A 26,710-nucleotide genomic window follows, 5' to 3' on the forward strand; every position below is an offset into this window, starting at 1 on the left:
AAAATTAGTTTTTTATCTCATCTTGGTTTTTTATATTGCTTGATTGTGAATTGCCGTAAATTTCTTTGTCATATAGAATCCTTCCGCAATGTGGACAATGTGCAATATCAGCACCCTTACGAACATCAATAAGATTTTTTTCATTTAAACGTATAAAACAACCTCCACATGCATCCTTATATAAGTGGATAACGCTTGTGTTACCAGCCCATTTTCTTATTTTCTCGTATAGAGTTAGCAGTGTTGGCTCCATATCAAGTGCTACTTGTTGCCTCTTTGCGCTTACTTTATCTTGACTTTGTTTGATTGCTGCAATTTCATCATTAGATTCTTCTTCTAACTCTATAATCTCCTTGCTAGTTTCTTCAATATCAGAACCTAGATTAACAATCTTTTTTTCAGCTTGTTTTATATATGATTCTATATTTGCTATTTCATTGTTAAATCCTAGAATCTTTTCACGTAAAATATCTTCTTCCATACTTAGATTCTTTACTTCTTTTTCGCTCTTGCTATCTTTTAGTTTTTCTTGTATTTTTTCAATCTCACTAGATATAACACCTAGCTCTTCATTTGTCTTTATAAGTAATTCTCTTTTTTCTTGTATTGATTGTTCTAGCTCTTGCTTTTCCTTAAAGAACTGTTTTTTTTCTTTCTCCTTTTTGACAATAGGAGCTCTTTTTTCATCAATTAAGGGATTAAATTTTGAAATTTCCCAATCAAATTTATTAACTTCTATAAGTTTTTGTAGATTCCTATTACGTAAGTTTTCATATGTAGGATTATCACTCATTTGTATCTCCTCTTAAATGTAGCAGAATGGATTATGTGAGTTGGCAATTATAGCCTGAATATTACTTTTTTGCAAAGTTTCGGCAAGCAGTGTTGCAAAAATATACTCACTCTCGAAGTGTGGAACATCAATAAAACTAACATTATTGCTATTTGCAATCATTGCATCATGGTATTTTATATCGCCTGTGATTACGCAATCATTTTTGTTAGCTATACAATGTGAAGGAGCATTGCTCCCACAGGTAATAAAAATTCTAGAGTCACTTTGTAAAAAATCAAAGCCTTTTGAATAGCGCAATACATCTAGCTTAAGCTTATTTTTTATATGCGTGGCAATGGAGTCTAGTGCTATTGGTTTTTTTGAGGTGTTTATATAAATGAGACTAAATTCTTTGCTTGATTCCAAGGTAAAGCCCAATTCTTCAAGTTGCAATGAATTAGCAAAAGTCTTATTTAGATGGGTTAAATCAAAGTTTGTGTGCATAGCAATAACTGCGATATTTTTTTTCAGACATTGCGCAATTAGATTGCTTGGATAAGTATTTGTATCCAATGTCTTTAATGGCTTAAATATGAGTGGATGATGCACAATAAGTAAGCTAAATTCATCAATACAATTCAAAACTTGCCAATCAAGCTCAAGGCTAATATATACTTGTTTAAATGACATAGATAAAGATCCTATGTTTAAGCCAGAATTATCCCAAGAGGCTTGTAATGCAAATGGACTTATAGAATCAAGTATTTCATAAATATCCTTTACTATCATGTAATATCTTTCCTTAGCGTTTATAGATTTGAGGATATTGATTAAATCAATTAAAATTTTATAAATATTGCTGTTTAAATAAACAATGAATTAACGCTTTCATTGCGGTAAATTCTACGCACTACCTCAGCAAATAGCGGAGCAACGCTAAGAATAGTAATTTTTTTGCTTTCTTGTCTTAACGGAATAGAATCGCTTAAAACTACTTCATCTAACACACTCTGATTAATCCTATCATAAGCCTCACCGCTTAGCACAGCATGCGTGCCTATTGCCATGACGCTAGCTGCACCTTGCTCCTTTAATACATGTGCCGCCTTACACATTGTTCCAGCTGTATCGATTATATCATCAATTAGAATCACATCTTTGTTTTTGACGTCTCCAATAATATTCATAACTTCGCTTACATTTGCTCTTTCTCGTTTCTTATCAACAATGACCAGATCAAGTCCTAGTTGATTGGCAAAATATCTAGCTCTAGATACTCCACCAATATCTGGACTAGCAATGATTGGACTAGTAAAATTTTTATGCCTTACATAATCACGAAATACGATAGCACCATAGAGATTATCTACGGGCACATCGAAGAATCCTTGAATCTGTCCAGCATGTAAATCCATTGTAATTACTCTATCTATGCCTGCGCTTTGAATGAGGTTTGCTACAAGTTTTGCAGTTATTGGCACTCTAGGGGCAGCTTTTCTATCTTGTCTGGCATAGCCAAAATATGGGATAACTGCGTTTATAGAACTAGCATTACTACGTTTAAAGGCATCAACCATAATTAACAGTTCCATCAAGTTATCATTGGTTGGCGCACAGGTTGGTTGCACTATAAAGACATCTTTACCTCTTACAGATTCTCCAATTTGTACGTTGATTTCACCATCGCTAAAACGTTCCAAAATTGCCTTAGAAAGGGCGCAATCAAGATAAGATGCTAGCCCCTTACTAAACTTTGGATGTGCGCTGCCTGTAAAGATTTTAAAGCCTTTCACCTTAGCACTCCTTGCATAACTTGCATAAATAATTTATCTGATTGTAGCATGCTATCTATTAAAATGTTCTACATGAATGTTCATTTCTATTAAAATTTTAGTCTTTTTGGATATAATTATAGTTTATCCTTATAATATATTTAATAATCTTTTTGGTTTAGGTTGGTTTATGCGAGCAGAACAAATCATTTCAAAGGCTTTGGAACGGACAGGCAATGATAGATATAGGCTTTGTGCTTTAGTATTTTCTCGTGTTAAAGAGCTTAGTAATGGGGATAAGCCTTTGCTTTCTCAATCTGAAGATCATATTAAAAAAATGGATCTATCTGATATTGCTTTGCAGGAAATAGCTGAGGGAAAGATAACTTTAGCACATGATAGATTCTAGTGCTTTTTGTTTTAAATGGTGTTTCCTTAAGGACATATAAACTATATTGTTTTACTTGGAATCCATGTTGGCTAATGCTTAGATTATGTATTCGCACTAATGTTTTTGTTCTGTATTGCTTTAGGTTGGTCTATTTGGTAATGCAAGTTGCTTGCAATTTAAGAATGAACTAGCAAGAATATAGATAGATTAAAATCTCAACTATAAGGCTTAAGGTGGAATTCTTTACTACTTTATCTAAAATAAATTCTATCGATTCTGCGCTTTCTCAATTATATTCAATCAAGCCACCTACGACTAAGGTTACGCAGGCAGTAGAAGATGCACAAAAGTTTCATGATGGGCAGTTAAGACGAAGCGGTATTCCATATGTGATACATCCTATTTGTGTTGCTTGTATTGTTGCATATTATGGTGGAGATGAATCTATGATTTGTGCTTCACTTTTGCATGACGTTGTGGAGGATACATTATGTGAAATTGGTTATGTATACGAAAAATATGGAGAATCAGTAGGAAAACTTGTTGATGCTTTGACTAAAATCGTTCAGATTCGAGACGGGGAGCTACCATCTGCTACTAGTAACGAAAAGCTAGCTGCTCAGGCACTTTCGTTTCGTAAAATTTTACTTGCAAGCGTAGATGATGCAAGAGTTCTTATCATTAAAATTAGCGATAGAATGCATAATATGCTTACACTGGACGCACTTAGCACTAAGAAGCAAATGAGAATAGCAGAGGAAACATTAGTAGTATATGCGCCCATTGCACATAGGCTTGGAATTTCTTCTCTAAAAAATGAACTAGAAGATAAGAGCTTTTATTACTACTATTCAGGCGAATATAATAAGATTCAAAATTATATTAACAATGAAAGCCAGAATCTTAGATTAAAGTTAAATCACTTCAAAAACAAAATAGAGACTTTTTTGCTTGGTAATGGATTCTTGCGCAATAGCTTTGAGATTCATGGTAGGCTAAAGCGTCCATATTCTATTTATCTTAAGATGCAAAGAAAGGGTATTGGTATTGATGAGATGTTAGATTTACTAGCAACGCGAGTTATAGTAAAGACTCCTCTTGATTGTTACCGCGCATTAGGCATAATTCATTTGAATTTTAAGCCGATTCCATCAAGATTAAAAGATTACATAGCCCTACCAAAGGAAAACGCATATCAAACTATACATACTACTGTGTTTGATGATGGGGCTATTTTTGAAGTGCAGATTCGCACATTTGATATGCATAAAATAGCTGAATTTGGAGTAGCTGCTCATTGGAAATATAAAAGTGGTGGTATCGCTCCAAATACGGAATGGTTAAAGAATATGCAATATGGTGATAATTCTATTGAGGAATTTTATGAACTTGCAAAAAATGATCTATATAACGAAGATATTATTGTATTTTCGCCAAATGGAAAGACATTTAATTTACCATTTGGCTCTGTTGTGCTAGATTTTGCCTATGCTGTGCATAGCGAGTTGGGAAATAAGGCTAAGATGGCTTATGTAAATCATCAACCTGTTTCATTATTGCAAAAGTTAAAGAGCGGAGATATAGTGCATATTGTTACAAGTGAGCAAGCTCAAACACGATGCACATGGATAGATTCTGTAAAAACATCTAAAGCAAAAGCCCATATGCGCACTATATGCAATAATAAAATTAAAGAAATTGATAGAAAAGTGGCATTCAATATACTTAGCACAATATTTGAAAAAGAACATGTGATGTTTTATGAGTTTGTTAAGAATAATAATCTTGATGGTTGTATTTATCGTGCTGCGACTGATTTGGTATTTCTAAAGGATATTAAGAATCGAATCAAAAAAGAATATAACATTGATAATAATTTCTTTGCAATGTTGCGATTTAAGACCATAAAACTTAGCCCATTGCAATTTGACAATCTATTAATTTACACTAATCGTAATATTAATGAGGCTTTATTTGATTCTTGTTGTCATCCAAAATATGGAGATTCTATTGTAGCAATAAAAAAAGGACAAAAAGCTATTGTTCACCATAAGCTTTGTGAAAGTGCTAATCAAGAAATCAATAATGGCGATAATCAGCTTTTTATAAAATGGACAAAGAATGTAAAATATAGATTTAGGATCATTGCCAAGCTTGAGGATAAGAGAGGCACTATGGCTACTTTCCTAAATGCTATAGCAAAGCATCAATATAATGTCATTAGTATTTCATATGATAGCCACAAGAATACATTTTCGCCACTTTGTGAGTTGATTGTGGAATCTGATAGTAGAGATGGTAAATTCTTGTATGATGTGATCAAGAAGAAATTTAACATAGTTGAGATTTCTAGCCTGAAAGATGCTTATCAAGGCTCATAATTTATTTAAGGATGCAAATGAAACCAATCCGAGATTCTAATATATGCAACAATGTAGAAGAAGCAATGAATGAGTTTGAGAGAGGCTGTATAGAGTTTATAGGTAAAGAGTATATAGAATCATTAGTATCTAGATTCTATACAACTGGCAAGAGATTTATTGTTAAAGCCGGTTTTGATCCTACTGCGCCAGATTTGCATTTAGGTCATTCTGTATTACTAACAAAGTTAGCTACTTTTCAGAAATATGGCGGTATAGTGAAATTTCTTATAGGGGATTTTACCGCCACAATAGGCGATCCTTCGGGCAAAAACGAGACTAGGAAACCTTTAAGCTTTGAAGAAGTGGCACAAAATGCAAAAACATATGAGACACAGGTGTTTAAGATACTAAACCCAGAATTTACAGATGTGTGTTTTAATAGCAAATGGCTAAGTAGCTTGGGTAGTGTTGGGATCATGCAGCTTACTTCACATTATTCAGTAGCGCGCATGATGGAAAGAGATGACTTTACCAAACGATATAAGGATAATCTACCCATATCTATTGTTGAATTTATGTATCCATTATTACAAGGTTATGATTCAGTAGCTCTTGATTGCGACATAGAGTTGGGTGGTGGAGATCAGAAATTCAATTTGCTTGTAGGTAGATCTTTGCAAAGGGCATATAATTGTAATAAAGAACAAAGTGTACTTACTATGCCGTTATTAGAGGGTTTAGATGGTGTGAGTAAAATGAGCAAGAGCTTAAATAATTATATTGCACTAGCAGAAGAGCCCAATAGTATGTATGCGAAGATTTTAAGCGTGTCAGATACACTTATGTGGCGTTATTACGAATTAATAAGTTCTAAGACATTAAAGGAGATAGAAGTCATAAAGCAAGATGTAGCGAATCATGCGCTGCATCCAAAAGCAGCAAAAGAAGCATTAGCCTTAGAGATTACATCTAGATTCCATAATGAGATCCTAGCTAAACAGGCGCAAGAAGAATTTAATAGAATCTTTTCTCAAAAGAGTTTGCCTAGTGATATGGACTCCATATATATACAGATTGACTCTTGGATATGCAAGGTTTTGTTGGATTTAGGATTTTCTCCATCTAGCTCACAGGCTAGGCGTGATATTAAGGCTGGAGCATTGCAAATCAACGAAGAAAAGATCAAAGATGATAGCTATGTTTTTTCACAAAAGGGTCAGTATGTTATAAAATTAGGCAAAAGAAAATTCGCTAAAATTGTTGTTATTGATTAATCACATATAAATTTATATTAAGGCATGTATATGCAACAAACATTTCAAAGTTTAAAAATAGGTAAATATACAATTAAGTATCCAATATTCCAAGGCGGAATGGGCGTAGGAATTAGTTGGGATAGATTGGCTGGTAATGTCTCTAAAGAGGGTTGTTTAGGTATTATTTCAGCAGTTGGGACAGGTTATTATAAGAATATGCAGTTTGTAGAGAGAATTCTCTCAAGTAAGCCACTAGAGGCAATTAATTTTTATAGTAGGAATGCTCTAAATGAAATTTTTAAAAATGCAAGAAAAATTTGTGGCAATAACCCATTAGGCACTAATATACTCTATGCTATTAATGACTATGGTAGGGTTGTTAGAGATGCTTGTGAAGTAGGAGCAAATATGATTATTTCTGGTGCTGGGCTGCCTACTAATATGCCAGAATTTACGAAGAATTTTCCAGAAGTAGCTCTAATTCCTATTGTTTCTTCAGCTAGAGCATTACGCATTATTTGCAAAAGATGGAGCGAGAGATATAAGCGAGTCCCTGATGCGATTGTTGTAGAAGGTCCATTAAGTGGAGGACATCAAGGTTTTAAATACGAAGATTGTTTTAAAGAAGAATATCAATTAGAGAATCTTGTCCCAAAAGTTGCCGAAGAAGCAAGACAATGGGGAAATTTTCCAGTTATTGCTGCTGGTGGAATATGGGATAGAAAAGACATAGATAAAATGCTTTCATTAGGTGCTAGCGGAGTGCAAATGGGGACTAGATTTTTAGGCACTTATGAATGCGATGCAGAGGCGTATAGGGAGATTATGCCAAACATTGTAAAGGAAGACATTGAGCTAGTTAAGTCTCCTGTTGGATTTCCTGCTAGAGCATTGAAGTTAGGAGTGCTTGAGCGATTAAAAGAAGGCAATGCTCCTAAGATAAAATGTATAAGTAATTGTGTTTCTCCATGTCATAGAGGTGAGGAAGCAAAGAAAGTTGGATATTGTATAGCCGATAGTTTGGGTAAGGGTCATTTAGGAGATAAGAGAGAAGGATTATATTTTAGTGGAGCAAATGGCTATCGTATCAATGAAATTGTGCATGTGAAAGACCTTATTGATGAGTTAACACAACGTTAAGCGAGGAATCATGCGCTATATCCTACTCTTTTTGTTGTATTTTAGTGGGATATATGCTAACACTCTACGCATTGAAAATGTTATACCATTTGGGGTTTCTAGCCTACGATTAGATGGGAATAGACCTATACAGAAAAAAGATATAATAGCTCAACTTAAATTAAATGAAACTACATCATATATTGATTTATCTGCTGTCTTTGTCCCAAAAAACAAAAAGGAATATAATTTTTCAAATAAAACTCAAATTGTTGTTGCACAAAATGATAATACAAAAAATAAAGAGCGTTTAAGGATTGTAGTAACACTTACTCCAAAAACTGAATTTGAATATAAAATTAATGGTAAAACTTTATATGTCTATATCAAGGAAAAAAATAGCTCTAGATCAAGTGTTCCGTTAAATTCAAAACCAACGCAACCAGATCCTAAACCGCAAGTAAAGCAGCCTATAATCACAACAAAACCACCAGCTACACCAGTGCAACCACCAAAGGCTACTGCACCAATAAAGCCAGCCAACACTACGACTCCTAACTCTCAAGATAAGAAAAATCAGCCAAATCCAATTTTAGTATCCAAGTCTAAGCCTAGCAATAAAAAAGATGGCAATAACAATAAGAGAATTATAATGCTAGATCCAGGTCATGGAGGTAAAGATTGTGGTGCACAAGGAGTAGCAAAAACCTGTGAAAAAATAATTGTTCTTAGTATAGCACAGTTGGTAGCAAAGGAGCTTGATAAAAGTGGGCACATAGTATATATGACTAGGAATAGTGATGTTTTCATAGAGCTGCAAAGAAGGACAGAAATGGCTAATGAAGTTAAGGCAGATCTATTTATATCAATTCATGCCAATTCAATGCCAGAGGGCTCTACTAAGCAACCAAAGGGAGTAGAGACATATTTTCTATCTACAGCTAGGAGCGAGCGCGCAAGAACTGTGGCTGCTAATGAGAATCAAGGACAAGATTTTGATGAGAAAGGCGTAGATATATTAGCTAAATCCCTAATCAATCATAGAATCCCAGCTTCGACCAAATTGGGTATGGAAATTCAAGATGGAATTATAAAGGAGCTTAAAAAAACATATAAAGAGCATTTAGACGGAGGTGTTCGTGAGGGTCCATTTTGGGTTTTAGTTGGAGCTAAGATGGCATCTGTGCTTGTAGAGGTGGGATATAACTCTCATCCAATAGAGGCTCAAAGGCTTAAAGATAAAGCATATCAGTCTATTATTGCTAATGGAATTGTAAGGGGCATTAATAGATTTATAGAAAGAAATCCATCTGTTAGATATTAGATATTAATTACATTCTAATATGTTCTTGCAAAGAAATGGCATCTAATTGATTCTTAAATCTTGGGCTTTTTATCTTTATGATTTTTCATTTTTGAACATATAAATGCGATACCAATGAATCCTATGCCAATAAGTCCTGTAATAACTTCGCTTACTTCTATAAATATTTTTAATAACATAATAATGGCTAATGCAAAAATGGCATAATGCGCCCCATGTTCAAGATATATATATTCTTGCAATGCTTTCTTTTCTACCAAATATATGGTGAGGCTTCTAACAAACATTGCTCCAATACCTAATCCTATCATGATAATAAATATATTGCTGCTTAGAGCAAACGCACCTATTACTCCATCAAAGCTAAAACTAGCATCTAATACTTCTAGGTATAGGAATCCAGCAAGCCCATTACGAATCCCATCTTCACCCATAATTGAGCTTATGCTAGACAGTAGCAAATATACTACTAAAGCGCAAAAATATACTACTCCTATCATAAAATCTTTAGTGAGCAGAAGCAGAGCTACACCAATGATACATGAAAATAATACAGATATATTAGATATATTCATGATTGTGTTGATTATAGGGTTTGATTCTATCCATGTTAGCCATTTTTCCTCTCTGCTAGAATCAAAGAAAAAATCTAAAAACACCATGAGTAAAAATGCCCCACCAAAAACATATATTTGATTTATATTCTTCTCTAATGCTTGGTGATATTCACTAGGATTATACATAGCAATGTAAAGCGTCTCGAAAAATCCCATTTTGCTAGCTATACATACAATAGCAATAGGAAATACAAACCGCATACCAAATACTGCTATTGGTATTCCCCAATATATAAAACGTGTGCGCCATTTTTTATCCATGTTGTCTAATACTTTTGCATTTACTACAGCATTATCAAAAGAGAGGCTAATCTCTAGCACAGATAATAATGAGCAGATAAATACAGCATGTATACCACCCAAATAAAAGGCTATAAACAAACCTATGATTGTTATGATAAATGAGCTGTAAAAATACTTCATGTACAATCCTTCACATTCTCTTATTTTTAACTTGATTTTTTTTGTTCTTACGTAATTCTCTAAAGATGATATAAATTGATACTTGTTTGCTGCCCCTTGTAACCATAAAGCTTTGCTCAAAAAATATTATAAATGTAACCAAAGCACCTACTACTAGCGATAGCGAAACAGACACCATTGTTATAAAGTTGTTGAAAAATGCTATTAAATAGTCTATTTGTTCTGGTTTATCTGTATTTTGCAAAAATGTAAGTAAAGAAATAATACTTTTGTATCCATAGCTTCCCGGGAACATAGGTAGCAAGCAAGGAAAAACAATTACTTCTACAGGGACTTTGACGCGCTTAGCAATCATCATAGTAAATATTCCCATGCAGAGTGCAGCAAAGAAGCTAGCACCAGCTAAATTAAAAATAGGCGACAGTAATAAAAGCGAGCGTATTAGATAACCTAGTGCCGCTGTTAACATGATTCCCAATAAAATTTTTTTTGGTGGATTACAAAGATATCCAAATCCAAATGCTGAAATCATTGCAAATATTACATTGATGGCTATATGACTAAATGATTTAGAATTAAAGAAATCTGTATGTAGAAATTCCATTAAATGCGGAATAGATTCTAAAACATTAGACATTGATTATGCTCATTTTAGAAATATCTAAAGTGATATATACACCTATTGCTATACATATAAGCCAAACACACATATTAATGCCCCTGCTAACTGCCATAAGAGTGTATTCATGTAAAATGTCTACAAGTGAGTTAATAATTTGCATACCTGGTATAAGATACAATATACTGCAGCCTATGGCGATTTCTGGCGTAGCTGTGATTCCAAGATATACACCTGTATATGCGCTAAATGATGAAGCAAAAGACACTATCACCAAGATTCCGCGAATATCAACCTTGAATTTAGTAAGGATAAATCTCAATGAGAATCCTATCAATGTCCCTACAAAAACACAAAGTAGAGCACCTACGTCTCCGTTAAAGAGTTTACATAAAGTAGTATTTGCAATACAAGCAGAAAGAAGCGTTGGGATAAAGCCATAATTTTTTATGCTTAAGATATGCTGAAATCTAATATTTGCCTCTTTAAGAGTGATTCTATTATCATGAATCTGCCAACTAAGTGCGCTTAAATCTGAAATGATTCTCAAATTCATACTAAGTAGACTATTTGTTGTAACTCTTGTTCGTCTATTGTCATAATTATTTTTGTCTGTTACGTTAATGCTAATATATTTTAACCAAATAATCATATTTACATCATAACCAAAACTATGCCCAATACGACTAGTGCAACGAACAATCCTTGATGTATAAGCTCCATTAGCAAGTAGGGCTGTAGCATATAGTGCCAAGAAATCAACCAATTCTTCTATATCAGCTTTAGTCTTTCTAATAGGCTTGGAAAGATTGGAATCCAAATCCATAGCCTTATCTGATTTCATAATTTCATTCTCCATACTTCATACTCTATGCAATATCCATGTTTGTTATCTTGCCTTGTTTCCTTGCCTCTTGATATTCTTCTTTGCTCCACTCATTAATAACTTGACCTTCATTGATTCTTATTACCCTTTGGGCAAGCTCTATTGTGCTTGGTCTGTGAGCAATTATGATTAGGATTTTGTCTTCTTTTAGTAGACTTAATGTATCTTTAAAAATCTCTTCTGTATGTTCATCAAGAGCACTTGTTGCTTCATCTAATATTAGAATATCCGGATTCTTATATATTGCTCTAGCAATGGCTATTCTCTGCCTTTGACCACCACTAAGGTTTTTGCCAAACTCATCTAGTATAGTGTGAATTCCAAACTCAAAGTTTTGGACAAATTCATATGCCTGTGCTTTCTTTAGAGCATCTATTACTCTTTCTTCATCAATCTCGTTGCCATATGCGACATTGCTAGCAATACTGCCATGAAAAATAAAGATTCTCTGTGTAACAATGGCTATATTCTCTCTTAGGCTTGCCTGTTTGAATTCTTTAACATCAATTCCATTGATTGATACATTTCCTCTGATTGGTTCATAGAATCTAAGTATCAAGTTTACAAGTGAGCTCTTCCCACTACCGCTCTTGCCAATGAGAGCTGTAACAGTATTACGCTTAAAGCTTATGCTAAGATTTTTCAATGCCTCAAGATTGTCATACCGTAGGGTTACATCGTTGATATCTATGGAGTGAATAGGGGCTTTTAATATCTTTGTTCCATCTTTGATACTAGGTTCTCTATCCAGAATATCTGAAATTCTCTCACTTGCAACAAGAGCTGATTGCACACCTATAAAGCTACCATTAAGACTTTTGATTGGCTTGTATAGTAAAAGCATAGCTGCTGTAATAGAAAAAAACTCGCCTGTAGTTAGTTGCCCTTGTATAACTTCCCTACCACCTATAATAACTACAATAGCAATAGCTATTGAGGCTAAAAACTCCATTACCGGAGATGTAAGTAAACTTATTCGAGTAGATTTTCTTGTTAATTGGAACATATTGTCGCTTTCTTGCTTGTAGTGATTATATTCTAGCTTTTCGCCTGAATTTGCTTTGATGATCTCCATATTATTAAATATCTCAAGAAGCCTTGAGGACATATTTACACCGCTTTGGAAGCTTTCATTGGCTAAGGCTCTAAGTTTTTTTGCGATTATGCGAATGGGAATGAGACAAAGAGGCATGATAGCAAATGCTAGGAGAGCCAAGAATGAGCCATTATATATAATCACAATAGCATAGGCTAGTATAGTCAAACAGGTATTGAGTAGATTCATAGGATATACTGTAGCGAATTCTGTTACTGTGCCTATATCGTTGATTCTAGAAAATAGTTCACCACCTCGCTTTTTATCAAAAAATCCAAGCTCAAAGCTTAACAAGTGTTTTAACATATTCTCACGCATAAGCTTATTTACGTTTGCGCTGATATATGACATATAGTATCCTTGTATATAAGAACCTAAACCCTTCACAAAGAATACTGTTATGAGTGCTAGAGGAATAATATATAGCATACTTTCATCTTTTGCTTCGAAGACTTTATCAGTTAGAGGCTTAATTACATATGCGCTACCCCCAGACCCAATAGCTCCAATAACCATTCCAACAATGAGCATGAAATAATGCCACTTATGCATAGTGATATAATGCCAATAACGTCTAAAAAAAAGCTTTATGTCTTTTTTCAAATTGGGCTTCATCAAAACTCCTGTTGGTTGATAAGGTTTAAAATTATAACATCAAGTTGCCAATGCAAAAAAATTCAGTCCACTAAGCTATTGAGGCTACATAAAGGATTTATTTGAATGTAATATTGTCAATTTTGTAATTTAAATATATGGTATATTGGTTTTTTTGTTTATATCTTTAGTCTGCTACATAATTTATATGATTTTTGGTTTATTATTCTATTTCAAATAGAATTTACATATTAAGCATAAGTAAATTTATAATAGTTAATAACATTAAGAAGACTGAATTTTATTGTCTATATCGCTAACATTTCAACTTAGGCTAAGTAGCCCGTAATGTTTAATGAAGTAGTAATTTTCTAGGTATAAGAGTTACTTCATTGGTTCTGTTGCTATGTTTGCTTTCTTATTTCCAGTAATTTCGTAAAATGCTTTTAAAATTGGATTTTCATTGTTTTTGTGCCTTGCTATGCTTAATAGCATCGCTTCATAATCGCGTGGAATAACCTTAAAGAACTCGCGTTCATCAAAATTATTCAGAATCTTTTTTGCAACTTTAGATTGTGTATGCTTTAAATGGGTTGTAATGAGACACTCAACTTCACTTGCATCATTTGAATCTAGTTCACGAATATCAACTAATTCTGTGTTTATGTTTGCTGTGTTATGTTTGCCGTAAATGTATGCAATGCCTCCACTCATACCAGCTGCAAAATTCCTACCAATATCACCTAGCACTACTACAACACCGCCAGTCATATATTCGCAACCATGTTGTCCAACACCCAAACATACGGCTTTTACGCCAGAATTACGAACACAAAATCTCTCGCCAACAATACCATCTAAATATACCTCTCCTTGTATTGCTCCATATAGGCATACATTGCCTGCTATTATATTTTCCTCTGCGGCAAAAGTAGCTGCATCTGATTTATGAACGATAATCTTACCTCCGCTCAAGCCTTTACCTAAATAATCATTAGCGTCCCCAATTATTTTAAGTGTTACGCCATGATTTAGAAAAGCACCAAAACTATTACCTCCATTGCCATGTGTAATTATAGTGATACTATCTTCTTCTAAGCCAGCCTTACCATGCACACGAGTGATTTCAGAGCTTAGAATCGTGCCAAATGTTCTACCTGTGATATTGCTTACTTCTAACTCTAAATGCACATTTTTGCCTTTTGTAATTGCAGATCTAACCTGTGGCAATATAACACTTACATCTCTGCTTGCGTCCAAATTAAGACGTTGATAGTCCTTGCAATGTGTATTTGTCCTATTGTATGTCAAAGGATTGTGTAAGATTCTATCCAAGCTAATCTTTTTTGCTTTTTTAAGTGTTATCTTTGTTAGGTTTTCATATCCAGATAATTTAGCATTGCTATATGATAGTGATAGTTTACTGCTGCGTTGCAATTTATCACTGCGACCAACCATAGAATCTAAATTCTTAAAGCCCAGTAATGCCATGTATTCGCGTAGATTTTGCGCAATAAAATGCATAAAATTCACAACATGCTCAGGCTTACCTGTGAATTTATTGCGTAAAAATTCATTTTGCGTTGCGATTCCGAATGGACATGTGTTAAGGTTGCAAACACGCATCATAGTGCAGCCAAGCACAACTAAAGGAGCAGTTGCGAAGCCAAAGTCTTCGGCACCAAGTAGTGTAGCAATTGCTAAATCTCTACCGCTTAAAAGTTTGCCATCAACCTCTAGCCTTACCTTTTCACGCAATCCATTTAGAATTAGCGTCTGATGCACTTCTGCTAAACCAAGTTCCCACGGTATGCCAGCATTTGCAATAGATGTCCTAGGGCTAGCACCAGTGCCACCATCATAGCCAGAGATTAATATCGTATCTGCTCCAGCTTTGGCTACCCCTGCTGCGACAGTGCCTATACCGCTTTCACTAACAAGTTTTACTGAAATCTTTGCTTCCCTGTTTGCATTTTTTAGATCAAATATTAGCTGCGCTAAATCTTCAATAGAGTAAATATCGTGATGAGGTGGTGGGGAGATTAATGTAACGCCGGGAGTTGAGTTACGAGCATTGGCTATCCATGGATATACTTTTTTGCCCGGTAGCTGACCCCCTTCACCCGGTTTTGCTCCTTGTGCTATTTTTATTTGAATCTCTTTACTGTTTACTAGGTAGTTAATGCTTACACCAAATCTACCACTTGCTACTTGCTTAATGGCAGAGTTTGCACTATTTTCATTAGTAAATGGCTTGAATCTATCTTCATTCTCACCTCCTTCGCCTGTGTTGCTCTGTCCTTTAATCCTATTCATTGCAATAGCTAGGCATTCATGTGCTTCTTTTGATATAGATCCATAGCTCATTGCACCAGTTTTGAATCTTCTTACAATTGATTCTGTGCTTTCTACTTCGTTAATTGAAATTGCTTGTGAAAAATCCATGTCCATACAATGCCTAATATGCACAATTTTAGAATCCACAATATTTACATATTCTTTAAACTCATTATAATTGGCATTTCTGCATGAGTTTTGTAATTTGTAAATCATAAGCGGATCGTATAAATGCTCTTCTTTAGTATTATCTGTATTGCCATTTGGATATTTTCCACTGCGATATCCATGTAAACCAATGCTTTCTAGCTCCTGTGTTAATGTGTTATTGTTAGCAGCAGGAGAGCTAAATGCATTATTATGCAGTCTTACTACATCACGTAAAATATCATCACAATCAATTCCTTCAATATTTGTTTGTGTGCCACTAAAGTGAGAGTTAATAAGCTCACTAGAAACTCCCAATGCTTCAAATATTTGGGCTCCATTGTAGCTTTGAAGAGTAGATACGCCCATTTTTGAGGCAATCTTAATAATGCCATCGGTTGCAGCATTGACGAAGTTATTTACGCCTTCTTCATACTTAATTTTTAATCTGCCTTGTTTTATTAATGACGCAATAGAATCATATACCAAATATGGGTATACAGCAGTTGCACCATATCCTAGCAGACATGCCAAATGATGTATCTCTCTTGGTTCAGCACTCTCTATGATAATACTTGCCTTAGTTCTCTGTGATGTTCGCACTAAGTGATGGTGTAAAGCAGAAGTTGCTAGTAAGCTTGGAACATATAAGTGATTGTTATCTAACCCTCTATCGCTCAATATTAATATTTGAATACCATTTGATATTGCCTCATTTGCTTGCAAGAAGATTCTTTGTAACACTTCTTCTAGCACATTGTGCTCTCCACATAGTTCTTTGTTTAGCTCACTTTTTTCAAAGAGAAGTGAGATTGTTTTGCTTTTAAAGCCCCTTGATTCCAAGTGTGAAATCTTGTAAAATTCTTCACTATTTATAATTGGTCTTGAAATGCGGATTCTTTTAGCATTATTTGCATTTGGTTGCAATAGATTGCTTTCTTTACCAATGTAATTTCTACAACTTGTAACGATCCTCTCACGCATGGAATCTAGCGGCGGATTTGTAACTTGAGCAAAAAGCTGTTTAAAATAATTGAAAAGAGGTTGAGGATTCGGACTTAATAGTGCTAATGGGGTATCTACTCCCATACTAGCTAGAACTTCCTTGCCATTGCAAGCCATTTGCTCTATACTTAACGTTAATTCATCATAACTATATCCAAAGGCTCTTTGTAGTATTGAAATATGTTGTAAGTCTTGTTGCGAAAGTGAATTTTGATTATATGAATTACTAATTGATGCAATATTACCTTTGTTAGTGCCAGCAGCGGAATTTGCACTCTTTTTTTCCGATTTTTTACTAGGAACTCGTTGTTTTGTGATTTCATAAGTGCTATCAGGCTCTGTATCTAATTCATCTATATTTATTTTATCCAACACAATTAAATTTTTTAGCCACTTCTCATATGGTTTTGCATGAGCATATTGCATTTTGATTTCTTCATCTGCTATAACGCGTCCTTTTTGCGTATCTACCAATAATAGCTTGCCAGGCTCTAGCCTCTTTTTTTCTTTGATATTTGATTCATTAATCTTTAATGCTCCTGTTTCACTTGATAGGATTAAAAAGTCATCTTTGGTAATGTAATATCTAGATGGACGAAATCCATTCCTATCAAGACTAGCCCCCATTATAACTCCATCGCTAAATATTATAGAAGCAGGTCCATCCCATGGTTCCATAAATGTTGAATTAAATTCATAAAAACTACGTTTTGTTTTATCCATAGAATCGTTTTTGCTCCATGGCTCTGGAATCATTAACATGATTGCTTCCTCCAAGCTCCTACCATTCATTATTAAAAATTCCAAAGTGTTATCAAACATAGCCGAGTCGCTACTAGGTTTTGCAATGATAGGAAAAACTTGTGATAAATCTTCGATATATTCTGATTGGCAAGTTCCCTCTCTAGCTTTCATAGAATTTACATTTCCATTTATTGTATTGATTTCACCATTGTGCACTATGTATCTATTTGGGTGTGCACGTTCCCAACTAGGGAATGTGTTTGTAGAAAATCTTGAATGTACAAGACAGATTGCAGATTCTACATTCAAATTTTGAAAATCAAGATAAAAATCGCTTACTTGAGTGGAAACCAACATACCCTTATAGACTATTGTGCGTGAAGAAAAGCTTGATATGTAGAATTTTGGAACATGCAATGCTCTTTTCTCAATTAGCCTTCTAGTAATATATAGTTTACGTTCAAAATCTACGCCTCTTGCAATGTCTGTAGGTTTTTTAATAAATGCCTGTAAGATGTAGGGCATGCTATTTCTAGCGGCTTCACCAATGATTATTGGGTTTGTTGGAACTTCTCTAAAGCCTAATAATTCTAGTGAACTTTCTTTTATTCCGTTTGTGAATATATCTATACCTTGCTTCTTTGAGCTCTCATTTGGCGAAAGAAATATTTGAGCTACTGAATAATCTCCCTCATCTGGCAGATCAAAATTTAGATTCTGAGTTTTAAAGAATTTATGCGGAATTTGTATTAACATTCCTGCACCATCGCCGCTATTTTTTTGCGCTCCGCCTCTATGCTCTAAATTCTCTAAGATTGTTAATGCATCTTTAATTAGTTTATGTGATTTTATTCCTTTGATATTTGCAATTGCTCCTATGCCACAGGCATCATGCTCATTGCGAGGGTTATATAGTCCATTCTGTTTGAAATCTTGCACATTATCTAAGTCTATCATAATACTTCCCTTGACTAAATCTAACTAGATTATACTAAAATATTTTACTTGCTTGTTATGTTTATGTTTGCTTTATGAAACACTTGCTTGCTCTAAAGCGTAAGGTGATTTAGCCCTACATAATTATTTAGTTGAATTCACATTTGTATCTTTCTAGCAATTTATATTGTTTATAGTAGTCCTTTTTAAGGTTTGTAATTTGTTATTGCTTATATTATTGCTTGTTATATGCTTAATTAACTATTCAATGTATGTAAAAATTACAACAAACAATAATATAATGGATTATTAAAGATTTTCTATATACTATAAATTTATATCCTTAACTCCATAAATAAGCCAAGATGTCTTTATCCATTAAATCATTAAACTATGATTTTATGTTATAATTTTGCTTTTCTTATTTTGATATTGTCAAGTTTTTTGGTTAGAATAAGAAATACATTTCAACTATTAAGGTTTGTTAGGAGTTGCATTATGATGAATGTAGATATTTTTGAAAAAGTCAAAGTATTGGTGGCTGAAGAACTAAAAGTAAAAGAAGAAGAAATTAAGCCAGAGTCTGACTTTGTTAAGGATTTGAATGCGGATAGTCTTGATGTAGTTGAGTTTATTATGGCTTTAGAAGAAAAATTTGATATAAAAATCCCAGATGAGTCCGCAGAGAAAATAAAAACCGTTCAAGATGTAGTTAATTACATTGCTGAATATCAGGCGGCTTCTGAATAATTTCCAGATATTTTATATTTTAAGGAATAGTGTTGCGAAGAGTTGTAGTAACGGGAATGGGCATGGTAAATGCGCTAGGATTGAACAAGGACGATTCCTTTGATCGAATAGTTAAAGGTGAATGCGGAATCAACCACATAAAGTCCTTTGATACAAAGGATTTCCCTGTTCGAATTGCCGCCGAGGTTGAAGGGTTTGATCCTGAATCTGTTCTTGAAGCAAGAGAAGTAAAAAAAGCTCATAGATTTATTCAGCTGGGATTATTGGCAAGTAGAGAAGCTTTATTGGATAGTAATAAAAATGTTAAGCAATCTTTTCTTGATCCCAATCTTACAATATTAAGCGATGTGAGTGATAGATTTGGTGTTAGTTCCGCTGCTGGAATTGGTGGATTGGAAGTCATACAAAATAACTCCATAGCATGCCATACTAAAGGACCAAGGCGCATTAATCCATTTTTTATTCCTTCTGCTCTTGTAAATATGCTTGGCGGATTTGTTTCTATTCAACATAGAATTAAAGGTGCTAATATCTCTAGTGTTACTGCCTGTGCAGCTGGAACTCATGCTATCATAGAAGCTGCAAAGACAATAATGGTTGGCAGTATGGATAAAATGCTTGTAGTAGGTTCAGAGTCTACAATTTGTGAAGTAGGTATTGGAGGATTTGCAGCTATGAAAGCATTAAGTTCTTGTAGCGATCCAAAAAAAGCCTCAAGACCTTTTGACAAGAAGCGAGATGGATTTGTTATGGGTGAAGGTTCTGGAGCATTGGTTTTAGAAGATTATGAGCAAGCCAAGGCAAGAGGGGCATTTATCTATGCTGAGCTTTGCGGATTTGGCGAGAGTGGTGATGCTAATCATATCACCACTCCAGCACCAGAGGGCGAGGGTGCTTATCGTGCTGTTATGGATGCCTTAAGAATGGCGAAATTAAGACCTGATTATATTAATGCTCATGGCACCAGCACATATTATAATGATATATTTGAAACTAAAGCATTGAAATTAGCTTTTAATAATAATGTCCCCCCTGTTAGTTCCACCAAGGGGCAGCTTGGGCATTGCCTAGGAGCTGCAGGTGCAATTGAGGCTGTTATATCAATACTTGCTATGCAAAATGGTATTATGCCGCCCACAATTAATCAAGAAGAAAAAGATGAACTTTGTGATATTGATTATATTCCTAACTCTCCTAGGAGTGCAACTATAAATTCTGTTATGAGTAATTCATTTGGTTTTGGCGGAACTAATAGTGTAGTGATTTTCAAAAAAGTATAAATATGGCAACTTATTTAGATTTTGAACAACGGCTAAAATCTTTGCAAGAAGATATAGAATCTGCACGCATGAGGAATGACGATGTTGCGATACAAATCTTGCAAAAAGAGTTGAACGAAGAAATAAATAAAGTTTATTCTAACCTAAATGATTATCAAAAGCTGCTTCTAGCAAGACACCCAGATAGACCATATGCTCTTGATTATATAGAAATGATATTGGAAGATCCATATGAAATTTTTGGAGATAGGCATTTTAGTGATGATAAGGCTATTGTTTGCTTTCTAGGTAAGATAAATAACGAAAGAGTAATGGTTATTGGAGAAGAAAAGGGCAGAGGGACTAAGAATAAGATTATTCGTAATTTTGGTATGCCTAATCCTGAAGGATATAGAAAAGCCTTAAGAGTCGCTAAGATGGCGGAAAAGTTTAATATTCCTCTTCTTATGCTCATAGATACAGCTGGTGCATATCCGGGTTTGGGAGCAGAAGAAAGAGGACAGAGTGAAGCCATAGCTAAGAATCTTCAAGAATTTGCTGTGTTGCAGATCCCTACTATCTCTATTGTTATAGGAGAGGGTGGTAGCGGAGGTGCATTAGCCATTGGTGTAGCTGATAGGCTTGCTATGATGGAATATTCTATCTTTAGTGTTATCTCTCCTGAAGGTTGTGCTGCTATTTTATGGAATGATCCAACAAAGATTGAGGCAGCAACAAAAGCCATGAAGATTACTCCTAATGAATTAAAAAAGGCAAATTTGATTGACGATATTATTAAAGAGCCTAGTAGTGGTGCGCATCGAAATAAAAAAGAAGCTGCAAAAAGTATTAAAAATTATTTCTTAGAATCCCTAAATAAAATACGTTCTGATTCTAATTTTATTAATACTCGCTATGAAAAGCTTATGAGTTATGGATCATTTTTAAATAACTCATCTTCATAATAGTTTTATTATGTCTGGCGTATACATTATAACCAATAAGTTATTTTTTATTTTAGTTGTCTAGTATTTTGATTGACATTAATATCTTTTATCTTAGTTTAATATGCAATTTGTAGAATCGCTATAAGCTTAAGATTTTACATATTGAGTGAATTACCCACCAGCTCAAGGCAGTTGGGATTTCTGCTTAATGAGGATTAAAATGAAATTAGTTTTGTAGGTAGCCCACTAACGATGTCCATTACCTTTTGTGAATATCATTTACATAAAATCTAATAGAATTAACACCTTCTTTTTTTGCCCATTCATATGCTTTAGAAACAAAAGCCCAATGTATATGTGAGAAGAATTTTTCTAGATATACTGGTCTTGCATTCTTATGATCTATATAGTAGGCATGCTCCCAAACATCAACTACTAAAAGCGGAATCTTGTCTTCTGTTATAGGTGTAGCTGCATTGCTTGTCTGCACAATTTCCATTTTGCTATTTGAGGTGTTATAAACAAGCCAACACCACCCAGCACCAAATAGAGTTGTAGCTGCTTGGAGGAATTTCTCCTTAAATCCAGCTAATGAGCCAAACTCTGAATCAATAGCATTTTTTAACTCATCAGATAGTTCAGTTTTATTGGGGCTTATGCAGTCCCAATAAAAGTCATGGTTATATACTTGGGCTGCGTTGTTAAATAACCCTCCACTAGATTTTTTGATTATTTCGTATAAATCTAAGTTTTGGAATTCATTGTCTTTTATGAGATTATTTAGATTTGTTATATATGTGCTATGATGTTTACCATAGTGATAATCAAATGTAGAAGAACTTAAAAAATCTCCCATGGAATCCTTATTATAAGGCAATTTTCGTAATTCAAACATAATATATTCCTTTAAAAAAGATAAACTGTATAGGCATTATAATATTTTTTATTTAATTTTCTTGTTATAGGGTAATTTTGTTTAAATCATAAATATTGATAACGTATTTAAATAATGCAATTTTGCTAGAGATAGAAATTTATAGATTAAGATTCTTTATTTTTGTATTATCTTTAGTTTAGTGAGTAAAATCGTAAAATTTAATTTTATTGATTACATTTTGTAGCATTAAATAACAAAAAGAATTATGTATGATATTTTTCCAATATAATATTTTTACTTTAATTATGACTTATAGTATGATGTAAAGTCATACTTAATTGTATATTTAAACATAATTACAAGGATAACTGATGGATACTAATGCGATTACTTGGACGCAAAATTATATGCCCATAGCAAATAATCTATGGATAAGCGGTTTTGTGGCGTTGTTGCCCATTTTATTGTTTTTGGCATGTCTTGTGTGGTTTAAGCTCAAGGGCTGGGTAGCAGCAGCTTTAACTGTTGGTCTTAGCGGATTAATAGCACTTGTTGTGTATGGTATGCCATTTAATATGGTTATTATGAGTTTTATACAAGGATTTTTAACTGGGCTTTGGCCTATTGCATGGATTATAATTGCAGCAATATTTTTATATAAAATTGCTGTAAAGACTGGTTACTTTGATATTTTAAAACAAAGTGTCATAGCAGTTACTCCAGATCAGAGATTACAAGTTATTTTAATTGCATTTTGTTTTGGTGCATTTTTAGAGGGTGCTATTGGGTTTGGTGGACCTGTTGCAATTACTGCGGCATTGCTTGTAGGATTAGGCTTAAGACCACTATATGCAGCTGGTTTATGTATGATTGCAAATACTGCTCCTGTAGCGTTTGGAGCGGTTGGAATTCCGATTATAGCGTTAGGCAATGCAGTAGGTATACCTGCTAGTGATATTGCCGCTATGGTTGGTCGTATGTTACCTCCTCTTACTATGTTTGTCCCTTTCTTTATTGTTTTCTTGATGAGTGGCTTTAAAGGCGTTAAGGACACATTTCCGGCTGTTTTTGTTGCTGCTTCATCATTTGCTATCGTGCAATATCTAAGCTCTAATTACTTAGGACCAGAGTTACCAGATATTATTTCTGCAATCGTTTCTATTGCAGTTACATCAATATTTTTAAAGTTTTGGCAACCAAGCAATATTGATACAGGCAGTAATTCGAGTGTTGAGCTTCAAGTTCAGCAATATCATATTTGTAAGGTTATCATAGCTTGGATGCCATTTATATTGCTTGTTTTAACAATTACAATTTGGAATATTCCAGATTTCAAGGCTCTATTTAAGGCAGGTGGTGCTTTATCTAATACCAATATAGCATTCCCTATGAGTGGGCTACATAAGGCTATTATACAGATTGAGCCTTTAGTTGCCAATCCTACTCCATTAGGAGCTGTTTGGACATGGAAGTTAATTGATAATCCTGGAACAGCAATATTCTTTGCCGCAGTTCTTAGTATATTTGTGCTACGTGCCACACCAAAGATAGTAATAGAATCTGCAAGCGATACTATTAAAGAAATGTCTATACCCATACTAACCATAGGTCTTGTTTTAGCTTTTGCCTTTATCTCTAAGAATAGCGGGCAAGCCGCTACAATGGGCTTAGCACTATCTCATACAGGTTCATTATTCCCATTCTTCTCTCCTCTGATTGGTTGGATTGGTGTATTCCTTACAGGTAGCGATACTAGCTCAAATCTACTCTTTGGACCACTACAACAAGTTACGGCTAGAGTTTTAGATATGCCAGAAGTTCTTTTCATGGCAGCAAACACAGTTGGAGGAGTTGTTGGTAAGATGATTAGCCCGCAGAGTATAGCTATTGCTTGTGCAGCTGTTGGTTTGGTTGGCAGGGAGTCCGAATTGTTTAGATTTACTTTGAAGTATTCTATTGGTTTTGTATTATTTATTGGGGTTTGGACTATGATAGTTGCCTATGTTATACCTGGAATAATCGTAGCTGTTGGACAATAATCCAATAACATTTACAAGGTCTTAAGCAATCTTTTATAATTAGATTTGATGCTTTGGCTTTGTATACTTGTTTCTTACATTGATGCTATAGATTACTTTCTCTTTCTTGGCTTGATTTATATTTGTTGTTAAATCAAATTGTATTACTATAGTAGGCAATTACCTAACCCTTTGTTAATGCTATAGATTTTTACATTTTATGCTTAGCATACTCCATGTCATTATCATGCTAGAATCTTTCTTTATTTAACCCCAATGATTATGAGAGTAGAATCTATGGATTTCATCGTATCGTTTCTTATCAGAAATAAATACAAGGTTTTAATGTTTTTGTTTGCAAGCGTTTTTACTAGCCTCTTTGGGATTGGAATTTTAGCTTTCATCAATCAGTATTTATTAAAATCAAATATTAGTAATAATAATATAATATGGTATTTTATTATTATTTTAATTGTGTTTTTTCTAAGTTCATGTTTAGTAGAAATTATACTTGGATATTTTGGGCAAAGCTTTATTTTCACTATGCAAACAAGACTTGTAAAACAGCTTCTTGACACACCATTACTAAGAGTCCATGAGATTGGCAAGGCAAAATTACTCGCTTCACTAGGCAATGATGTGCGAACTGTTTCTTTTGGGTTGTTGCGTTTGCCAGATTTTATTCAATCTCTCGTTCTAATCATTTGCACAAGCTTTTATCTTTTTTATCTTTCGATTCAAATATTTATTATTAGTTTTGTATGGATTGTAATTGTATTTTGGATTAATCATTATTTAATGCGAAATGTTTATAAGAATTTCAAAAATTCTCGAGATAGCGATGACTCTTTACAGCTCAATTATCAACATATAATTGATGGACATAAGGAATTAACCCTAAATCGATTTCGTGCTAAATATTATTATGATAATGATTTTATAAAAAATGCTCATAACAAAAAGATTAGCAATGTTAAAAGCAATATCTATCAAAGTATTTCTGGTAATTGGGGAAATACTGCATTGCTAGGTTTAATAGGGCTTGAGTTTTATTGTGCCTTACGTTTTGATTGGGCAAGTCTTGAAGATGCCACAACCATAGCTTTGGTAATTTTATTTTTGCGCACACCACTTGTTACATTGGTGGGGAATTTACCTACTTTAATGATTGCCAAAATATCGCTTGATAAGATACGCAATCTTAATTTACAAGATTACAAGCCAGATTTTACAATCCCCAAGCAAAATATTGTATGGAATAATATTAGGTTTGAGAATGTTAGTTTCTCTTATAATAACGCCTTTAGTCTAAAGCCCACTAACATAGAGATTCATAGAGGAGAGCTTATATTTTTGATAGGTAAGAATGGTAGTGGGAAATCTACCTTTTCTATGCTTTTAGCTGGATTAATACAGCCAAATGAAGGTAGAATCCTGCTTGATTCTACGCCTATTGTATCCGATAATATCGCGTTATATAGGAATCTAATTAGCGCAATATTTAGTGATTTTCATTTATTTACTCAGATATTGTCTAGGGATTCTTTTGCAGATTCTAAACATGTTCAAGAATGGCTAGATATTTTGGAGCTAGATGCTAAGATTGGCATTTACAATAATCATGTGAATACAACTAAGCTATCTACAGGGCAACGTAAGCGAATCGCTATGCTAATAGCCTTATTAGAGGAGAGAGATATTCTTATTCTTGATGAATGGGCGGCTGACCAAGATCCGCTTTTTCGCAGGTTTTTCTATGAAGTATTATTGCCCAAACTTAAAGCAATGGGTAAAACTATTTTTGTAATTAGTCATGATAACTTATATTTTGACATAACAGATAGAATCTTTTTAGCTAAGAATGGAGAGATTTGTGAAATTATAGGCGATAATGTCCAAGAGATTGCTAAGAATGTAGTAGATAAATTCTAATTTTTTGCCATGTCTTAGATTTTTAAAGAAAGCTAAGAATCTCTAAAGGATTCTAAAAGAGATACTTCAAATTCTTTCAGTATAACAAAGTAGCGATTCAATATCACTAGGTAATGGTTTAATATAACAAAATAGATTCACAAGCTAAATCATGATAAGATGATAGAAGTTAGCTAAATATGACTAAACAAAGATTCTTTGTCTTTGCCTAAGAATAATAAATGCTAGATATAACAAATTTATATCTTTATGAGTATATTTTATATTTTCTTAAATACTACAGAGTATTAGGTCTTAATATAGCTAATTAGTAAAACTAATGTAGGTTTAGAATCTATAGACATTTCTATTAGAGATTCCTCGCTTTATTGTGCTTCTTTAAGATATGGTAATGGTAAGGGAGAGATTCACAATATGACTAAACAAAGATTCTTTGTCTTTGCCTAAGAATAATGCAAATGCTAAATATAACCTAAATCATGACAAGATGTTAGTTAAATTAGAATCTATAACATGATTGTTT

General features: G+C 33.8%; 19 protein-coding genes. 10 read left to right on the forward strand and 9 right to left on the reverse strand.

The annotated features are described in order from the left end of the window. Window positions 1-4 precede the first annotated feature (4 nt). From LS73_RS00885 to LS73_RS00895, 3 genes are all read right to left on the reverse strand, one after another. Window positions 5-793: a zinc ribbon domain-containing protein gene (locus tag LS73_RS00885; protein ID WP_034557072.1), complete on the reverse strand. Its 789-nt coding sequence runs from the start codon at window positions 791-793 to the stop codon at window positions 5-7. Window positions 794-805: 12 nt separating this feature from the next. Continuing rightward, window positions 806-1,564, reverse strand: coding sequence for a Nif3-like dinuclear metal center hexameric protein (locus LS73_RS00890; protein ID WP_034557070.1), 759 nt, complete (start codon window positions 1,562-1,564; stop codon window positions 806-808). A gap of 74 nt (window positions 1,565-1,638) precedes the next feature. After that, window positions 1,639-2,568, reverse strand: coding sequence for a ribose-phosphate pyrophosphokinase (locus tag LS73_RS00895; RefSeq protein WP_034557069.1), 930 nt, complete (start codon window positions 2,566-2,568; stop codon window positions 1,639-1,641). A 169-nt stretch (window positions 2,569-2,737) separates the two neighbouring features. Between LS73_RS00895 and LS73_RS00900 the strand changes: the two genes are divergently transcribed. From LS73_RS00900 to LS73_RS00920, 5 genes are all read left to right on the forward strand, one after another. Beyond that, on the forward strand, window positions 2,738-2,956 hold the full coding sequence (locus LS73_RS00900) for a DNA-directed RNA polymerase subunit omega (RefSeq protein WP_034557459.1): 219 nt from the start codon (window positions 2,738-2,740) through the stop codon (window positions 2,954-2,956). Window positions 2,957-3,171: 215 nt separating this feature from the next. Next, window positions 3,172-5,319 (forward strand): RelA/SpoT family protein, encoded by a 2,148-nt coding sequence (locus LS73_RS00905; protein ID WP_034557067.1) that lies wholly within the window; start codon window positions 3,172-3,174, stop codon window positions 5,317-5,319. 17 nt (window positions 5,320-5,336) lie between these two features. Beyond that, on the forward strand, window positions 5,337-6,575 hold the full coding sequence (gene tyrS, locus LS73_RS00910) for a tyrosine--tRNA ligase (protein ID WP_052089491.1): 1,239 nt from the start codon (window positions 5,337-5,339) through the stop codon (window positions 6,573-6,575). 30 nt (window positions 6,576-6,605) lie between these two features. Beyond that, window positions 6,606-7,697 carry a nitronate monooxygenase gene (locus LS73_RS00915; protein WP_034557066.1) on the forward strand — a complete coding sequence of 364 codons (1,092 nt, stop codon included), beginning with the start codon at window positions 6,606-6,608 and terminating at the stop codon, window positions 7,695-7,697. Window positions 7,698-7,707: 10 nt separating this feature from the next. Beyond that, a complete protein-coding gene (locus LS73_RS00920) occupies window positions 7,708-9,000 on the forward strand; it encodes an N-acetylmuramoyl-L-alanine amidase (protein WP_034557065.1) in 1,293 nt (430 codons plus the stop codon). Window positions 9,001-9,053: 53 nt separating this feature from the next. Here the strand turns inward: LS73_RS00920 and LS73_RS00925 are convergent, their stop codons facing one another. The 5 genes from LS73_RS00925 to gltB form a co-directional block, all read right to left on the reverse strand. Then, window positions 9,054-10,040 carry a DUF475 domain-containing protein gene (locus LS73_RS00925; protein WP_034557064.1) on the reverse strand — a complete coding sequence of 329 codons (987 nt, stop codon included), beginning with the start codon at window positions 10,038-10,040 and terminating at the stop codon, window positions 9,054-9,056. Between the two features lie 10 nt (window positions 10,041-10,050). After that, entirely contained in the window at window positions 10,051-10,677 is a 627-nt protein-coding gene (locus tag LS73_RS00930; protein ID WP_034557062.1) for a threonine/serine exporter family protein, read from the reverse strand. Then, on the reverse strand, window positions 10,670-11,518 hold the full coding sequence (locus tag LS73_RS00935; RefSeq protein WP_236097212.1) for a threonine/serine exporter family protein: 849 nt from the start codon (window positions 11,516-11,518) through the stop codon (window positions 10,670-10,672). Before LS73_RS00935 ends, LS73_RS00930 begins: the two co-directional genes overlap by 8 nt. 10 nt (window positions 11,519-11,528) lie before the next feature. Then, window positions 11,529-13,256, reverse strand: coding sequence for an ABC transporter ATP-binding protein (locus LS73_RS00940; RefSeq protein WP_034557061.1), 1,728 nt, complete (start codon window positions 13,254-13,256; stop codon window positions 11,529-11,531). Between the two features lie 363 nt (window positions 13,257-13,619). Beyond that, window positions 13,620-18,422, reverse strand: a complete 4,803-nt coding sequence (gltB, locus tag LS73_RS00945) for a glutamate synthase large subunit (RefSeq protein ID WP_233708827.1) — start codon at window positions 18,420-18,422, stop codon at window positions 13,620-13,622. A 480-nt stretch (window positions 18,423-18,902) separates the two neighbouring features. On the opposite strand from gltB, the gene acpP reads away from it, so the two are divergent. Genes acpP through accA form a run of 3 tightly spaced genes read left to right on the forward strand, consistent with a single transcriptional unit; the run spans window position 18,903 to window position 21,378 of the window. Beyond that, window positions 18,903-19,154, forward strand: coding sequence for an acyl carrier protein (acpP, locus tag LS73_RS00950; protein ID WP_081955494.1), 252 nt, complete (start codon window positions 18,903-18,905; stop codon window positions 19,152-19,154). A gap of 32 nt (window positions 19,155-19,186) precedes the next feature. Then, window positions 19,187-20,434 carry a beta-ketoacyl-ACP synthase II gene (locus LS73_RS00955; RefSeq protein WP_104692185.1) on the forward strand — a complete coding sequence of 416 codons (1,248 nt, stop codon included), beginning with the start codon at window positions 19,187-19,189 and terminating at the stop codon, window positions 20,432-20,434. A gap of 2 nt (window positions 20,435-20,436) precedes the next feature. Continuing rightward, window positions 20,437-21,378 carry an acetyl-CoA carboxylase carboxyl transferase subunit alpha gene (gene accA / locus LS73_RS00960; RefSeq protein ID WP_034557058.1) on the forward strand — a complete coding sequence of 314 codons (942 nt, stop codon included), beginning with the start codon at window positions 20,437-20,439 and terminating at the stop codon, window positions 21,376-21,378. 241 nt (window positions 21,379-21,619) lie between these two features. On the opposite strand, the gene LS73_RS00965 is transcribed toward accA, so the two are convergent. Further along, on the reverse strand, window positions 21,620-22,255 hold the full coding sequence (locus LS73_RS00965; protein WP_034557056.1) for a superoxide dismutase: 636 nt from the start codon (window positions 22,253-22,255) through the stop codon (window positions 21,620-21,622). A gap of 353 nt (window positions 22,256-22,608) precedes the next feature. On the opposite strand from LS73_RS00965, the gene LS73_RS00970 reads away from it, so the two are divergent. Beyond that, window positions 22,609-24,276 carry a lactate permease LctP family transporter gene (locus LS73_RS00970; RefSeq protein ID WP_172458476.1) on the forward strand — a complete coding sequence of 556 codons (1,668 nt, stop codon included), beginning with the start codon at window positions 22,609-22,611 and terminating at the stop codon, window positions 24,274-24,276. 276 nt (window positions 24,277-24,552) lie between these two features. Further along, complete coding sequence (locus LS73_RS00975; RefSeq protein WP_034557054.1) at window positions 24,553-26,187, forward strand: multidrug ABC transporter permease/ATP-binding protein; 1,635 nt, start codon at window positions 24,553-24,555, stop codon at window positions 26,185-26,187. The last annotated feature ends 523 nt before the right edge of the window (window positions 26,188-26,710 follow it).

It is taken from the genome of Helicobacter muridarum (genome assembly GCF_000765805.2).
GTDB classification, from domain to species: Bacteria; Campylobacterota; Campylobacteria; order Campylobacterales; family Helicobacteraceae; genus Helicobacter_A; species Helicobacter_A muridarum.